General features: G+C 72.5%; 14 protein-coding genes and 1 pseudogene. 4 read left to right on the top strand and 11 right to left on the bottom strand.

Features of this window, described 5'->3' with window-relative positions; translation table 11 throughout:
* Window position 1 precedes the first annotated feature (1 nt).
* Window positions 2-1450 (top strand): GNAT family N-acetyltransferase, encoded by a 1449-nt coding sequence (locus ADK57_RS21030; protein ID WP_199830642.1) that lies wholly within the window; start codon window positions 2-4, stop codon window positions 1448-1450.
* Window positions 1451-1578: 128 nt separating this feature from the next.
* Here ADK57_RS21030 and ADK57_RS52020 read toward each other — a convergent pair whose 3' ends face one another.
* The 3 genes and pseudogenes from ADK57_RS52020 to ADK57_RS21025 form a co-directional block, all read right to left on the bottom strand.
* Entirely contained in the window at window positions 1579-1710 is a 132-nt protein-coding gene (locus ADK57_RS52020; RefSeq protein ID WP_267890774.1) for a hypothetical protein, read from the bottom strand.
* Window positions 1674-1829 (bottom strand): annotated as a pseudogene (locus ADK57_RS50540) (IS5/IS1182 family transposase); the annotation flags it as partial. The gene ADK57_RS52020 and the pseudogene ADK57_RS50540, both read right to left, overlap by 37 nt.
* A 22-nt stretch (window positions 1830-1851) precedes the next feature.
* A complete protein-coding gene (locus ADK57_RS21025) occupies window positions 1852-3084 on the bottom strand; it encodes a trans-sulfuration enzyme family protein (RefSeq protein WP_053751257.1) in 1233 nt (410 codons plus the stop codon).
* 60 nt (window positions 3085-3144) lie between these two features.
* On the opposite strand from ADK57_RS21025, the gene ADK57_RS21020 reads away from it, so the two are divergent.
* Both ADK57_RS21020 and ADK57_RS21015 read left to right on the top strand, forming a co-directional pair.
* Window positions 3145-3639, top strand: coding sequence for an Lrp/AsnC family transcriptional regulator (locus tag ADK57_RS21020; RefSeq protein ID WP_053751037.1), 495 nt, complete (start codon window positions 3145-3147; stop codon window positions 3637-3639).
* 33 nt (window positions 3640-3672) lie between these two features.
* Window positions 3673-5364, top strand: coding sequence for a DUF885 domain-containing protein (locus ADK57_RS21015; RefSeq protein ID WP_053751036.1), 1692 nt, complete (start codon window positions 3673-3675; stop codon window positions 5362-5364).
* A gap of 12 nt (window positions 5365-5376) precedes the next feature.
* On the opposite strand, the gene ADK57_RS21010 is transcribed toward ADK57_RS21015, so the two are convergent.
* From ADK57_RS21010 to ADK57_RS21000, 3 genes are all read right to left on the bottom strand, one after another.
* Window positions 5377-6222 (bottom strand): SDR family oxidoreductase, encoded by an 846-nt coding sequence (locus tag ADK57_RS21010; RefSeq protein WP_053751035.1) that lies wholly within the window; start codon window positions 6220-6222, stop codon window positions 5377-5379.
* A 119-nt stretch (window positions 6223-6341) separates the two neighbouring features.
* A complete protein-coding gene (locus ADK57_RS21005) occupies window positions 6342-6857 on the bottom strand; it encodes an immunity 21 family protein (RefSeq protein WP_053751034.1) in 516 nt (171 codons plus the stop codon).
* Between the two features lie 43 nt (window positions 6858-6900).
* Entirely contained in the window at window positions 6901-7410 is a 510-nt protein-coding gene (locus ADK57_RS21000) for a rhodanese-like domain-containing protein (protein ID WP_053751033.1), read from the bottom strand.
* Window positions 7411-7533: 123 nt separating this feature from the next.
* On the opposite strand from ADK57_RS21000, the gene ADK57_RS20995 reads away from it, so the two are divergent.
* Window positions 7534-7980 carry an Lrp/AsnC family transcriptional regulator gene (locus ADK57_RS20995; protein WP_030041473.1) on the top strand — a complete coding sequence of 149 codons (447 nt, stop codon included), beginning with the start codon at window positions 7534-7536 and terminating at the stop codon, window positions 7978-7980.
* Between the two features lie 2 nt (window positions 7981-7982).
* Here the strand turns inward: ADK57_RS20995 and ADK57_RS20990 are convergent, their stop codons facing one another.
* The 5 genes from ADK57_RS20990 to ADK57_RS20970 form a co-directional block, all read right to left on the bottom strand.
* On the bottom strand, window positions 7983-11093 hold the full coding sequence (locus tag ADK57_RS20990) for an AAA family ATPase (protein ID WP_053751032.1): 3111 nt from the start codon (window positions 11091-11093) through the stop codon (window positions 7983-7985).
* Window positions 11090-12253, bottom strand: coding sequence for an exonuclease SbcCD subunit D (locus ADK57_RS20985; protein ID WP_053751031.1), 1164 nt, complete (start codon window positions 12251-12253; stop codon window positions 11090-11092). Before ADK57_RS20985 ends, ADK57_RS20990 begins: the two co-directional genes overlap by 4 nt.
* Window positions 12254-12482: 229 nt before the next feature.
* Entirely contained in the window at window positions 12483-12914 is a 432-nt protein-coding gene (locus tag ADK57_RS20980) for a hypothetical protein (protein WP_053751030.1), read from the bottom strand.
* A gap of 84 nt (window positions 12915-12998) precedes the next feature.
* On the bottom strand, window positions 12999-14279 hold the full coding sequence (locus ADK57_RS20975) for an MFS transporter (RefSeq protein ID WP_078973249.1): 1281 nt from the start codon (window positions 14277-14279) through the stop codon (window positions 12999-13001).
* The gene (locus ADK57_RS20970) at window positions 14263-15237 is read right to left on the bottom strand and encodes a glycosyltransferase family 2 protein (protein ID WP_053751028.1); all 975 of its coding nucleotides are present in this window, start codon (window positions 15235-15237) and stop codon (window positions 14263-14265) included. Before ADK57_RS20970 ends, ADK57_RS20975 begins: the two co-directional genes overlap by 17 nt.
* Window positions 15238-15247: the final 10 nt, after the last annotated feature.

Genomic DNA, 15247 nt, shown 5'->3' with positions numbered 1-15247 from the left:
CATGACTCGAAAAGTAACCGATGTGACGCGCACCAAGAACGGTCGCCCCGTGCACCACTGGCGGCGCGACGTCGTCGAACTCGCCGCCCTGTTCACGGCCGTGGCGGTGGCGGACGCCGTGGCCAACCTGGTCGGGCACGGGCCGGACGGCCCTGAGCTGCTGCTGGTCTCGGCGATCGTGCTGATCGCCACGGCCGGATTCCACACATGGTGGGCACGCCGCCACGGTCACGCACCTCCGACGGGCGATACCGGTGCCCGGCCGCTGCCCACGCAGCAGCAGGCCGGGCCCTCCGACCAGGGGTCGGCGACGCCGGGCCCCGGGGCCGGGGAGAGCACGCTGTGGCGGATGCGGACCACGGTGAAGGACGAACCGGGATCGCTGGCCGCCCTGTGCACGGCCCTCGCCGGGCAGCGAGTCGACATCCTCAGCCTGCAGACGCACCCGCTGGCCGACGGCACGGTGGACGAGTTCCTGCTGCGTGCTCCCGGCGACCTCGCGGGCGGCGAGATCACCCGTGCGGTCGCGGTGGCCGGCGGCAGTGACACCTGGATCGAGCGGGCGGACGCCCACGACCTGGTGGACGCGCCGACCCGGGTGCTGGGCCTGGCCGCCCGTACGGCCCTGGACGCGGCGGAACTGCCGTTGGCCCTGCGCCAGTTGCTGGGCCGGTGCACCATCCGTTCCCTGCCCGCCAGGCCGGTGGCCGGCGGTGCCCCGGGGCCGGAGGCGGTGCCGGTGGAAGGGGTACTGGAGGACACGGTGATGCGGCTTCGGGCGCCGGAAGGCGGAGTGATCACCGTGGAGCGGCCGTACCTGCCGTTCACCCCGACCGAGTTCGCTCGGGCACGGGCCCTGGTGGAGCTGGACGCGCGGCTCGGTCCGCGGGTGCCGCGCAGCCAGGACGTGCTCACCCTCCCCGAGGGCAGCGACATCACCGTGCGCCGGGCCGACGTGGACGACCTTCAGGCCGCGAAGGCGATGCACGAGCGGTGCTCGCAGCGGACCCTCGGCATGCGCTACCACGGTCCGGTCGGTGACGCCGACCGGTACCTCAACCACCTGCTCAGTCCGCGCTTCGGCCGGACGCTCGCCGTGCAGACCGCCTCCGGGCGCGTCGTCGGGCTCGGCCATCTGCTGTGGGACGGCGACGAGACCGAGGTCGCGCTGCTCATCGAGGACGCCTGGCAGCGGCGCGGCATCGGCGGCGAACTCCTCGGCCGGCTGGTCGCGATGGCCGTCGAGGCCGGCTGCGCGAGCGTGTACGCGGTGACGCAGTCGTCCAACACCGGCATGGTCGCCGCGATGCGCGGCCTGGGTCTCCCCCTCGACTACCAGATCGAGGAGGGCACCCTGGTGATCACGGCCCGCCTGGACGTGGCTCCGGTCGCGGGCCGAGCGGCGTACGAGCGGGAGCGGGAGTTGAGCGAGGAGAGCGTCCGCGACTAGGGCCTCGGCGGATCATGCCGCAGACGTGGGGCCTGGCACGCCGAATTCCAGGTTCCACACCTGCATGGCCATGTCGGCGTCGTGGGGCGAGGCCCGGAGGGTCAGGGCACATCCGAGCGCCTGTCCCGTCACGAGGGATCCGGCTTCGGGGCCGGGGCGCCGATCAGCGGCAGCACCATGCGACAGCGGCGCGGCGTCTCCTGGATCACCTCGAACTCGCAGCCGGCCGGGATCTCCAGCTGTTGGTGCGGTCCCTCCACGCGATGGCCTCGAGCGGGCGGCGGTGGTCGGCCCATCGCCGCACGCGGACCGGATCAGCCGGCATCCGCGGCTCGATCCGGTCCCGCATCACATCGCTGATCACCGATCGGACGGACACATCCGATCAACTGACCAACCCCTCAAAGAGACACGCCCTTGGAGTCGCGGACCCCGGCCGGGCGAACCGTTCGGGACATGGTGCCGCGCCGTTCGCCCAGCGACCGGTCCAGGTCCTGCCACAGGTCCTCGACGTCCTCGAGGCCCACCGACAGCCGCAGCAGCCGGTCGCTCACGCCCGCGCCGCGCCGGTCCTCGGCGTCCACGATGCGGTGGCTGATGGAGGCCGGGTGCTGGATGAGGGTGTCGACGCTGCCGAGGCTCACGGCCGGGGTGATCAGGCGGACGCCGCCGATGACCTCGTGCGGGTCGCCGTACACCTCGAAGGCGATCATCGCGCCGCCGATACGCGGATAGTGGACACGGGCGACGCGCGGGTCGGCGGCCAGGCGCCCGGCCAGTTCGGCGGCGTTCGCGGACGCGGCCCGTACCCGCACCGGCAAGGTCGCGAGGCCGCGCAGCAGCAGATAGCCGGCCAGCGGATGCAGCACGCCGCCCGTGGCGAACCGGACCTGCCGCAGCCGCCCGGCGAACTCCTCGTCGCAGGCGACGACCCCCGCCATCACGTCCCCGTGCCCGCCCAGGTACTTGGTGGCACTGTGCAGCACCAGCCGCGCCCCGTGCTCGACGGGGCGTTGCAGGACGGGCGTGGCGAAGGTGTTGTCCGCGAGCAGCGGCACGGAGCCGCAGGCGTGGGCGACGGCCCTGAGGTCCAGTTCGGCGAGCGTCGGATTGGCCGGGGACTCCACCATCACCAGGCCGGTGTCCGGTCGCAGCGCGTCCGCGATCCCGGCCGGGTCGGTCCAGGTCACCTCGGAACCGAGCAGCCCCGCGGTGAGCAGGTGGTCGCTGCAGCCGTAGAGGGGGCGCACGGCCACCACGTGACGCAGCCCCAGGGACGACCGTACGAGAAGGACGGCGCTCAGCGCGGCCATGCCGCTGGCGAAGGCGACCGCGGCCTCGGTGCCCTCCAGCCGGGCGAGGGCGGTCTCGAAGCGGGCGACGGTCGGATTGCCGAGCCGTCCGTAGACGGGCGGGCCGTCCGGCTCGGCGCCCGTGGTCGCGAAGGCGTCGATGCGGGCGGCCTCGCCCCGGCTGTCGTGGGACGGGTAGGTGGTGGACAGGTCGATCGGCGGGGCGTGCAGTCCCTGCCGGGCGAGGTCGTCGCGGCCGGCGTGGACGGCCTCGGTGGCCAGTGCTCTGGTGACGGTGCGTACGGCGTCGTGCGAGGACGCCTCCCTGCTCGCTGTGTCCATGGACGGAAGGGTGAACACCGGCCGGGTCACAGGGGTGGATCCCCGTGCTACGTTCGGCCGATGGCTGAATCCGTCGTACTGGATCCGGTGGACCTGCATCTGCTGCGCCTGCTGCAGAACGACGCCCGGACCACCTACCGCGACCTCGCCGCGCAGGTCGGGGTCGCGCCGTCGACCTGTCTGGACCGGGTGACCCGGCTGCGCCGCGCGGGCGTCATCCTCGGCCATCAGCTCCGGCTCGACCCCGCCAAGCTGGGCCGTGGCCTGGAGGCCCTGCTGTCCGTGCAGGTCAGGCCGCACCGGCGGGAGTTGGTGGGGCCGTTCGTGGAGCGGATCCGGGCGCTGCCGGAGTCCCGGACCGTCTTCCATCTCACCGGCCCGGACGACTACCTCGTCCATGTGGCCGTCGCGGACATGACCGATCTGCAACGCCTGGTTCTCGACGGGTTCACGTCCCGGCGCGAAGTGGCCCGCGTGGAGACCCGGTTGATCTTCCAGCAGTGGGACTGCGGGCCCCTCCTGCCTCCCGATACTCCCCCGGCTCAATCCGGGTGACGTGCGACGACCCGTCGTACGAGGATGGTCCACATGTCTGAGACCAAGAGCCCGCTGCCCCGAGAGGTCGCCGACGCGTATGTCGACGAACTCATCGCCCTCGACCCGGTCACCGGTACGTATCTCGGCGTGAAGGAGAGTTCGAGCAGGCTGCCCGACATCTCGCCCGCGGGCCAGGAGGCGCTCGCGGAACTGCACCGGGCCACACTCGCGAAACTCGACGAGGCCGAGCGGCAACCCGGTGCGGACAGTGACATCGAGCGCCGGTGCGCGCGGCTGCTGCGTGAGCGGCTCGGTGCGGAGCTCGCCGTGCACGACGCGGACGAGGGGCTGCGCGCGGTCGGCAACATGGCCACGCCCGCGCACTCGGTGCGGGAGGTCTTCACGGTCACGCCGACGGAGACCGACGAGGACTGGGCGGCCGTCGCCGAGCGGCTGCGCGCGGTGCCGGCCGCGCTGGCGGGCTACCGCGAGTCCCTCACCCTGGGCCTGGAGCGCAAGCTGTACGCGGGCCCGCGTCCGACGGCCACCTTCGTCGAGCAGCTCACCGAGTGGGCGGACACGGACGGCCAGGGGCGCGGCTGGTTCGAGGACTTCGCGTCGGCGGGCCCCGAGTCGCTGCGCACCGAGCTCGACGAGGCCGCCCGCGCGGCGACCGCGGCCGTCGCCGAGCTGCGGGACTGGATGCGCGAGGTGTACGCGCCGACGATCGAGGGCGCCCCGAACACGGTGGGCCGCGAGCGCTACGCCCGCTGGTCGCGCTACTTCAACGGCACGGAGCTGGACCTCGACGAGGCGTACGCGTACGGCTGGGCCGAGTACCACCGACTGCTCGCCGAGATGAAGCAGGAGGCCGAGAAGATCCTGCCCGGCGCCGGGACGCCGTGGGTGGCGCTGGCCCACCTCGACGAGCACGGCAAGCACATCGAGGGCGTCGACGAGGTCCGCGACTGGTTGCAGGGTCTGATGGACCAGGCCATCGAGACGCTCGACGGCACGCACTTCGAACTCGCCGAGCGGGTAAGGAAGGTGGAGTCCCGTATCGCCCCGCCCGGCGGTGCGGCGGCCCCGTACTACACGCCCCCGTCGGAGGACTTCTCACGCCCCGGCCGCACCTGGCTGCCGACGATGGGCCAGACCCGCTTCCCGGTCTACGACCTCGTGTCGACCTGGTACCACGAGGGCGTCCCGGGCCATCACCTCCAGCTCGCGCAGTGGGTGCACGTCGCCGGGAGCCTCTCCCGATACCAGGCGTCCGTCGGGATGGTCAGCGCCAACGCGGAGGGCTGGGCGCTGTACGCGGAGCGGCTGATGGACGAACTCGGCTTCCTCACGGACGCGGAGCAGCGGCTCGGCTATCTCGACGCGCAGATGATGCGGGCCGCCCGGGTCATCGTCGACATCGGCATGCACCTGGAACTGGAGATCCCGGCGGACTCCCCCTTCCACCCGGGCGAGCGCTGGACTCCGGAGCTGGCGCAGGAGTTCTTCGGCGCGCACAGCAGCCGTCCGGCGGACTTCGTGGAGAGCGAGCTGACCCGCTATCTGACGATCCCGGGACAGGCGATCGGCTACAAGCTCGGCGAGCGCGCCTGGCTGCTGGGCCGGGAGAACGCCCGCAGGCGGCACGGCGACGCCTTCGACCTCAAGGCCTGGCACATGGCGGCTCTTTCGCAGGGCTCGCTGGGTCTGGACGACCTGGTGGACGAGCTGTCGCAGCTGTAGCCGTCCAAGGGGTCAGTGCCGGAAGCCGCCCTCCGAGTCGATCACGTTGCCGGTGACCCAGCCCGCCTCGTCCGTCGCGAGCCACGCGATGAGGCGGGCGGGGTCGTCGGGCATGCCCCAGCGGCCGCCCGGGAACATGGCGGCGACGGTGTCGTATGCCTCCCCGGTCAGGTAATCCGTGTCCACGGGGCCGGGGTTGACGGTGTTCACGGTGACCGCCTGTTCGGCGAGCGTCGTCGACAGGGAGCGGGTGACGGAGGCGAGGGCGCCCTTCTGGAGGGCGTATGCCATCTCGCCTGGCATGCCGCCGCCGTGGTCCTGGCCCGAGGTCATCATCACGACCCGGCCGCCCGGCGTACGCTCCGGCAGCCCGGCCCGCAGCCGCGCGTAGGCCTGCACGAGCAGCAGCACCGAGCGGGTGTCGACGGCCCAGTGCGCGTCGAGTCGCGCCGCGTCGATCGCGTCGAGGGTGCCGTCGGAGCCGCTGAGGGCGTGGTTGGCGACGAGGATGTCGAGCCGTCCGCCGAGCGCCGAGGCGGCGGCGCCGATCAGCTCGGCGGGCACGGCCGGGTCGGACAGGTCACCGGGCCCCGAGACGACCCGGGCGTCCGGGGCGCCCTGCACCTCGCGCACCGAGGCGGCCACGTCCTCGGGCCGGTCGGCGCCCCAGGGCATCTCCTCGTCGTGCGGGACGTGATGGTGCAGATAGACACTCGCCCCGTACGCGGCGAGCCGCCGCGCCACCGCGTGCCCGATGCCGGCCCGCCGACTGGCCCCGGTGACCAGGGCGGTACGGCCGCGCAGGGGCAGCGGGTCGCGGCGCAGTTCTTCGGGGGTGGGGTGCGGGAGTCGAGGCATGTCGATCAGGATGGGCGCGGGTCCTGCGGTGACGCACCTCAATTTCCGAGCGACCCGGCGATGACGCGTCCCGTTCCCGAGCGACCCGGCGATGACGCGTCCCCGATTTCCGGGGCCGGTCAGTCGGGCAGCCGCCGCAGCTGTACGAGCCCCAGCCACGTCTCGGGGCCGGGCTGCACATGGGCCGCGCGCACGGCGTACCGGCCGGGATCGAGGCCGACCCTGACGTGCTCGGTGCCCGCGGAGTCGGTGCCGGGCCACGCCGCGTCGAACAGCAGCACCGCGCCGGGTACGTTCCAGCACACCTCCGGTCCCCACGCCGCCGTGTCGAGCGCCGTCGGGACCTCCGCGAGGAGTGCGGCCTCGGAGTCGGCCGCGGACCACCGTACGAAGGTGTGGTGGTCCGGCAGATAGGTGGTGGAGGCGGGCTCGTCGCCGAACACCAGCGCGGCGCTGTCACCGACGGGCAGCAGGCCGATGAACCCGTCCACTTCGCACGCCCGGTCGTAGTCGGACGCGGTCTCGTCCCCGTCGGCCCCCGCCCAGAACGGCAGGACCGTCTCCGGCACCGCTATGAGCGGACCGCCGCCCGACTCCACCCACTCCACCGTGCCCGGTTCCGCGTATCGCACCATGCGCCAGAACCTACACGTTCGCAAAGCCGACCGGACCCCGGCCTCAGCAGCCGCAGTTCTCCGCGTCCGCCGGCGCCGTCAACGGGTCGGCGGCGCGCCGCTCGCGGCCCTCCCAGGTCTCGAACGCGAAGCCCTCGCGCGCCCAGTACTCGAAGCCGCCGAGCATCTCCTTGACCTGGTAGCCGAGTTCGGCGAGGGCGAGGGCGGCCCGGGTGGCGCCGTTGCAGCCGGGCCCCCAGCAGTACGTCACGACGGGCACGGACTTGTCGAGGAGCTGTTCGGCCTGTTCGGGGATGAGTGCGGTGGGCAGGTGGACGGCGCCCGGCAGGTGGCCCTGGTCCCAGGACTCGGTGGAGCGGGAGTCGAGGACGACGAAGCCGGGGTCGCCGTCGGACGCGAGCGCGGCGGCGACGTCGGACACGTCGGCGTGGAAGGCGAGGGCGGCGCGGAAGTAGGCGGCGGCTTCGGCCGGGGCGGCGGGGGCGACGCGCAGGACGGGGTTGGCGGCGTCGACGCGCAGGACGGGGTTGGCGGTGGCGGTCGTGGTGGTCATGTCGAGGCCCTTCCGTGGTCGTTCTCGATGACCAGAAATCTACGGTCGGCCTTCGGCGACCTGAAGGGGCATTCCACGGCTTGCCCCTTGTCCGGCCGTGGATTCCCCTGCTATTCCTCGCACATGACCGCGTATTCCCCGGACGCCACCGACTGGCGCATCCTCGACGTCCTCCAGCGGGAGGGCCGGGCCAGTTTCGCCGAGCTGGCCCGTGCCGTGTCCATGTCTCCGAGCGCCGTGACCGAGCGCGTGCGGCGGCTGGAGGAGGCCGGCGTCATCAAGGGGTACGCGGCCGTCGTGGACCCCGAGCGGCTCGGCCTGCCGATCCTGGCGTTCGTCCGCCTGCGCTACCCGAACGGCAACTACAAGCCCTTCCACGACCTGGTCGCGGCGACGCCGGAGATCCTCGAGGCGCACCATGTGACCGGCGACGACTGCTTCGTGATCAAGGTCACGGCGAGCTCGATGCGCCATCTGGAAGAGGTGTCGGGCAAGATCGGCGCCCTGGGCTCGGTGACCACCAGCGTCGTCTACTCCTCGCCGCTGCCGAGGCGTCCGCTGGGCCGGTGAGTTCAGCCGACCCCGCGCTGCCTGAGCACCGACCCCGAGCGCCCCTTCACGACCTCCAGCTGCGCGTGGATGCGCCGCCGCAGATCGGCCACGTGGCTGACGATGCCGACGCTGCGGTCGCGCTCGCGCAACGAGTCGAGGACGTCGAGGACCTCGTCGAGGGTCTGGTCGTCGAGGCTGCCGAAGCCCTCGTCGATGAACAGGGTGTCGAGGCGGACCCCGCCCGCCTCGTCGGTGACGACGTCCGCCAGGCCGAGGGCGAGGGCGAGCGAGGCGAAGAAGGTCTCGCCGCCGGACAGGGTCGCCGTGTCGCGCTCACGGCCGGTCCAGGCGTCGACGACGTGCAGTCCGAGGCCGCTGCGTCCGCGTCCGCTGCGGTCGTCCGAGTGGACGAGGGTGTAGCGGCCGGACGACATCCGTTGCAGCCGTACGGTCGCGGCCGCGGCCACCTGTTCCAGCCGGGCCGCCAGGACGTACGACTCCAGCCGCATCTTTCGTTCGTTGTCCGCCGAGGTGCCCGCGGCGAGAGAGGCCAGGCGGGCCACGCGGTCGTACTCCTCGCGCAGCGGCGCAAGGCGTCGTACCCCTGCGGTCGCTCGCGCCGACAGCCGGTCGAGTTCGGTGCAGCGGCGTGCCGCCGCGTCGCGCGCGGAGGCCGCTTCGCGCAGCCGCTGGGCCGCGCCGGCCGCGGTCCGCTCCGCGGAGCTGAGGTCCGCGGACGGCTGCCGGGCGGCGGCCGCGGCGTCGGTCTCGGCCAGGACGGCGTGTACGGCGGTCTCCTCGGACTGCCAGGCGTCCAGCCGCCGTTGCAGCTCGCGGTGGGCCACCTCGTCGAGGAGCGCGGCGGCCGCGGCCTGCGGGGTCTCGAACCCGGCACGGAAGGCTGCGTCGGCGAGGCGCGCGTCGGCGTCCTTGAGGCGCTGCGCGGTGTCCTCGGCGGCGCGCGCGGTGTCGGCGGCGTCGGTGAGCAGTGCGGCCCGACGCTCCAGCTGCGCGGCCCGCGCGGCGACGCTGTCGGCGGTGCCGCGCGCCTGCGCCAACTCCGCCTCCAGGGTGGCCCTTTCGTGGTCGAGGCGCTCGCGGTGCCCGACCCGGGAGGCGGCCCTGAGTGCCGCCTGCTGCTGGGCGGCGGTCCGCTGCTCGTGCTCGCCCTGAGCCCGGCGCAGCTCCTCGTTCGCGGGGTGCAGCGCGGAGGCGTCCCTGCGGGCCTGGGTGTAGAGCTGCTCCAACTCGCTGGCCGCTTCGGCGAGTTGGCCCGTGGGTGTGTCGCCGGCCTCCGCGGTGGCGGCGGCCAGGGCTTCTCGTACGACGCCCAGGCGCCGTTCGTCCTCGGCGCGCTGTTCGTCGGCGCTCTGGTAGGCGGCGAGGGCGCGTTCCTCCGCCTCGCGGCCGACGTGTCCGGCGACCTTGCGGGCGGGGGCGGGGTGTTCGGTGGCTCCGCAGACGGCGCAGGGCTCGCCGTCGGTGAGGTTGGCGGCGAGTTCGGCGGCGATGCCGTTCAGGCGCTGTTCCTTCAAGTCGAGCCAGTGGGTGCGGGCCTGCGCGGCGAGTTCGGCCGAGGCGAGCGCCCGCCGTTGCGCGGCGTCCGTGTCGAGCGCGAACTGATCGCGCTGCCGGGCCGCCCGGAGCCGCCGCTGGGCGGGGTCGCGCTGGACGCCGAGCTGTTCGGCCCGGGCGGCGGCCTCCTGAGCGGCTTCGATACGGCCCTGCAGCCCCGCCCGGGTCTCCTCCCACCCGGCGAGCCAGGCCTCGGCCTCCTGCCGGACCTCCTCGTCGTCCCGCTCCTGACGCTCCGACTCGGCCCGCTCCGCGACGAGTTCGGCAAGCCGCCGCTCGCCGCGCCGTGCCGACTCCAGGCCACCCAGCTCCTCGGCGGCGCGGCGGGCGGCCGCGGCGAGTCCGGCAGGCCCGGCATCCGCGAAGGCGTGCGCGGACCGGGCGGACGCGCCGGGTTCGGTCACGGCACCCGCCGGCCTGACATCCGCGTGCCCCGCGTCGAACGGCCCGCCGTGCCGAGCAGCCGCCTCTGCGCCACCGAAGGCGTCCCGCAGCGCCGCGCGCGCACGTGCCTCGGCCGCGGCCGCCCGCCGGTGCTCCGTGTCCGCCGCCTCCCGCAGCTCCAGCGCGGGCGCCACCGCCTCCGCCTTGCGGGCCCGCTCCATCCGCGCCTGCGCCTGCCGGTAGCCGTCCACCCGCTCCTCAAGGAGCGCGGCCCGCTCCCGCGCCTCGGCGAACCGCCGCTGCAACCGGGCCAGTTCGCGTACGTCGGCCAGGGCGCGGTCGGCAGCGGCCTGGGCGGACTCGGCCGCCGTGAGGCGGCAGTGGGCGATGGTCAGCTGTTCGCGGGCGGTGCTGCGGGCGACGGCGGCAGCGCGCAGGACGGCGTCGGCGAGGCCCGGTTCGCCCGGTGCCAGGTCCGGCAGCTCCATGGCGGCACCGGCCGCCTGCTGCATACGGTGCGCGTCGGCCAGCAACTCGGAGTCGCCCTCGCGCACTTGAGCCTCGGCCGCGCGTCGGCGTTCGGCGAGCCGCTTCTCGACCTCGGCGAAGCGGTGGGTGTCGAAGAGGCGGCCGAGCAGCCTGCCACGGGCTTCGGCGTCGGCGCGCAGGAAGCGCGCGAAGTCGCCCTGGGGCAGCAGCACGACCTGGCAGAACTGCTCACGGCTCATGCCGAGCAGCTGGGTGATCTCCTCGCCGATCTCCTGGTGGGAACGGCTGAGGTCCTTCCAGGCGCCGGCCGCCGCGTCATGCTCGCGCAGCCAGCTCTGGGCCTTGTCGAGCGTGGTGCCCGAGCCGCGCTTCTTGGGCCGCTCCCAGGGAGGCTGTCGGGTGATCTCCAACCGGCGTCCGGCGACGGTGAGTTCGAGACGCACCTCGGTGCGCGTGCCGGCCGCGGCGTGGTCGCTGCGCAGCGTCGTCCCTTGGCCGGTCTGCCGGGCGCCGGGCACGGTGCCGTACAGCGCGTAGCACACGGCGTCCAGGACGGAGGTCTTGCCGGCACCCGTCGGTCCGTGCAGCAGGAAGAGCCCGGCCGTTGACAACTCGTCGAAGTCGACGAGCTGGGATCCCCCGAAGGGCCCGAACGCGGTGATCTCCAGCTGGTGCAGCCTCACCGCGCCACCTCCCGCACGACCTCGTCCGCACGCACCGCGTCGAACGCGTCCCGCAGCACCACCTGTTCGCGCTCGTCGGGTCCGGCGCCGCGCACATGGGCCACGAAGTCCTCCGCGATCTGCTGGTCGGTGCGCCCGGCAAGCCGCTTGGCGTACGACACGGCGGGGTCGTCCGGCGTCCGCTCGGGGTCGAAGACGAGGCTGAGCGTGTGCGGGAACCGCTCGCTGAGGCGGGCCATGGGGTCGGTGGGCCGAACCGGGTCGGTGAGCGTCGCCTCGACCCATGCCTCCTCGTGCCGGGTGAGGTCCGGATCGGCGAGCAGGTCCTCCAGGGGGCCCCGGATCCGGGCCAGGGCACGCGGCACCGGGCAGTCGACGCGCTCGGCGGTGACAGCGCCTTCGGCGTCCAGGTCGACGAGCCACATGCTCTTGCGGTGGTCGGCCTCGGAGAAGGAGTACGGCAGGGGGGAGCCGGAGTAGCGCACGCGCTCGGTGATGGTCTGGCAGCCGTGCAGGTGCCCGAGGGCCGCGTAGTCGACGCCGTCGAAGACGCCGGAGGGCACGGCGGCCACCCCGCCGACGGTGATGTCCCGCTCACTGTCGCTGGCCTCGCCGCCGGTGACGAAGGCGTGTGCGAGGACGACGGAGCGGGTGCCGGGCGCCCGCGTGGCGAGGTCCGCGCGGACGCGGTCCATGGCGGCGGCGAGCACGGCCTCGTGTCCGGCCCTGTCCACCGCGAACTCGTCCTTCACCAGGGCGGGTTCGAGATACGGCAGCCCGTAGAAGGCCACGTCACCATGGGCGTCGGAGAGCATCACCGGCGTGCCGCACGCCGACGGCTCGGTCCGCAGATGGATGCCCGCGCGATCGATGAGGCCCGCGCCCACTCCCAGCCGACGGGCCGAGTCGTGGTTCCCGGAGATCATCACCGTGGGCACCCCGAGGTCGGCAAGGCGGTGCAGGGCGTCGTCGAACAGCTCGACCGCGGCAAGCGGCGGCACCGCACGGTCGTACACGTCCCCCGACACGACGACCGCGTCCACGGCCTGTTCCCGCACGGTCGTGACGAGGTGGCCGAAGAACTCGGCCTGGGCGCCGAGCATGTTCACCCGGTGGAAGGCCCGGCCGAGATGCCAGTCGGAAGTGTGCAGAATTCTCACGAAATCGCCCTGACCTGCACGTTTACCCCTACTGCGGCTCTAAAACCAGCACGAACCAGCACGGGGCTCGCTGTCAACGCTCGCCACGCTAACGTATGCGGCCCCCGGATCCACCACTCACCTCAGATCACCCTGGGAATTGAAAGTCCTTTCCCATTACCGCTCCCTCCCACCGCCAGGCTCGCGATATCGGACCGTCCATCAATGACTGCACCCCGCCGGCACGGGGTCACGTCCACGAACGTGGTGTACGACGGGGTTCCCGAGGAACACTGGGCTGGGAGTGGTTCTCCAAGGGACGCCGTACGAGAAAGCGTCGTTCGGTGAGCAGTTCCAGAAGGAGAGCCGGTCGCTCGGTCTCCGGGGTGTCTGCCGGCACGACGAAGTCGGGAGCGTGAGGGGGCAGGTCGGCCTTCGGTGTGTCCGATGGTGGAGGCGCCACCCGTATGTCGAGGAACTGCGTGCCGCTCTTGCCGTGACGCTTCCGCGCGGTGTCACAGTCCTGCGGGTGGTCCGGGGTGCAGGTGACAAGGACCAGCATGCCGTTTCGAGCGAGAACTTCGGCTGTCAGCCCGGCACGCCGCGGCTCCTTCGCTTCGAGTACGGCCACCTGTTGCCCGGCGCTGCGCAGCAGGTCGGCGAGCGCATGTGCGAGGGGCACCGCTCCGTCACCTGGGGAGCCGGTGAGCCACACCGTCACTCCACACGCGCAGGGTTTGGCGTACATGGGCATGTTCGGGCTACCTCACTTCGTGGGAGAGAAGTTGGTCCGGCGCAGGCTGTCGGCGAGGGTCCGCCAGAGCACGCCGTAGGTGATCACGATGGCTGCGATGCACAGGGCGGCGTGTTGTGCGTTCATCGTGGTGGTGAGGCCGCCCGCCACCAGTTGGCTGGCGCCGAGCGAGAGGGTGGAGAACATGAAGTCGGCGCTGAGGACGCGTCCGCGGATGCTGTCCGGTGTGGCCGACTGCAGGGCGAAGGACGACAGGGTGGAGTTCATGCTGCCGCCGATGTGGGCCGTGACGACCAGCAGAACTGCCAGCGGGAACCATGTGACGGCGGAGAATCCGGCATAGGCCAGGCCAAACGTCAGGGTTGAGGCCAGGATGAGCAGACGGATCCGGTCCTCTCCCCCGGACAGCAGGCGCCGGCCGAGCACAGGGCCGATCAGCGCGCCCACGCCTCGGGCGGCGTAGAGCAGGCCCACGCCGACATCGCCGACGTGGAACACCGCCGCGCCCAGGGCGGGGAAGAGGGCCAGGACTCCGTTGCCCAGGGCGGTTCCCGGCTTGGCCAGGACCAGGGCGATGATGCGACGGTCCGTGCGGGCGAACGCTGCGGTTTCGCGCAGATCGTCGCGGACCCTGCTTCGCGTCCGCCCGCGCCGGTGGTCGCCGCAGGGCTTTCGCACGCGCTGTACCAGGGCCGCGGAGAGGCAGAAGGTGACCACGTCCAGCGCGAAGCACCAGTAGGTGCCGACGGCGGATGCGAGCAGGGCGCCCAGTGAGGCGCCCACCGCGAGCATTACTCCCCAGGCGCCACCGCTGAGCGCGTTGGCCGTCAACAAGTCCTGTTTCGGTACCAAGTTGGGCAGTGCGGCGTTGGCGGCCGGCCCGTAGAACGCCTTCACGCCCGCGACACCGCCCAGCGCGATCAAGGCGATCCAGGCCGTCGACTCGTCCCGCACCAGGAACAGGGTGGCGATGAAGGCGGCGGAGAGCAGGTCGCACAGGATCATCAGTCGACGGCGGTCCACGCGGTCGACGATCACTCCGGCGTACGGGGACAGCGCGGCAATGACCAGGGTGTCGGCCGCGAGGACCAGCGCCCCCCACAGGGGGGCGCTGGTCAGCTCCTGGAGCAGGGCGAGGAGCGGGATCATCGCGAACCAGTCGCCGCCGAGGCTGACCAGCTGAGACAGGTAGACGCGGCGGAAGTCCGCCTCCTGGCGCAGCAGTTGGCCTGCAGTTCTTGGCGCCGGGGACGTGTGTGCTGTGGTGCCTGGCGTATTACTGCCCGTCAGCACTCAGCGCCTCGCGGAGTTCGTCGGAGCGACCGGTGAGAAGGAGGGAGAGCCGGTGCCGGTTCGGCTCAGGCAGCTGATCGAGCACGTGCTCGTCCACTTGGGAGAGGAAGCCGCGCCCGAGTTCGAGGGCCGCCGCCATCGCCTCGTCGGTGTTCTCGAGCATCGCCAGCGTCGCGATGCGCAGGTCGCCCAGGCACATGTCCCGTTCGTAGACGGGCAGCAGTTCGGGGGCGCGTTCGCGCACGAGGTCCCCGGTGACAACCATCATGCGCATGCGGGCCGCGATGTTGTCGGGCTCGTACAGGCGTTGGGTGATGGAGCGCTCGCCGGTCTCGCGGATGCGCCAGTGGTAGACGACCTGTCCGACCACGTCCATGGCGCGGGCCTCGATGTGGGCCCGTACGGTCACGGGCGCGTCCTCGTACTGGCGCAGGGTGAAGGCGAATTGGTGGTGATCCCAGAACGACCGGCGGAACACCTTGTTCCAGATCATGCGGTCGAGGATCAGGTCGCGGTCGCGGGTGATGTGGGTGCTCCGGCGCGGGGCGGCGAAGACGTCGGCGTAGCGCGGATGGCGGTGGGTGCCCGAGGAGTTGAGGCGTCGTACGTCACCGGAGGCGAAGTCGGAACCCGTGGACTCCAGGGACTGGACCAGGGCTCGGTAGGCCGTCGGCGGGACGACGTCGTCGGAGTCGGCGAAGGCCAGGTAGGTGCCCGTGGCCTGCGCGGCACCGGCGTTGCGGGCGGCGCTCAGTCCGCGGTTGGGCTGGGTGATCAGACGGAATCGCTTGTCCTTGGCCACCCATGAGGAGGCGATCTGGGGGCTGTTGTCGGTCGAGCCGTCGTCGACCAGGACCACTTCGAGGTCGGCGAGTTCCTGGGTGGCCAGGGACTCCAGGAGTTCGGGGAAGTAGGGGGCGACGTTGTAGAAGGGCACGACGACGCTGAGTGTCGGCATCCGGGCTACC

Origin of the sequence: Streptomyces sp. MMG1533 (assembly GCF_001279775.1) — a bacterium.
Classification (GTDB): domain Bacteria; phylum Actinomycetota; class Actinomycetes; order Streptomycetales; family Streptomycetaceae; genus Streptomyces.
The sequence above is the reverse complement of the archived record's forward strand: the minus strand, read 5'-3'. Positions and strand labels throughout refer to the sequence as shown.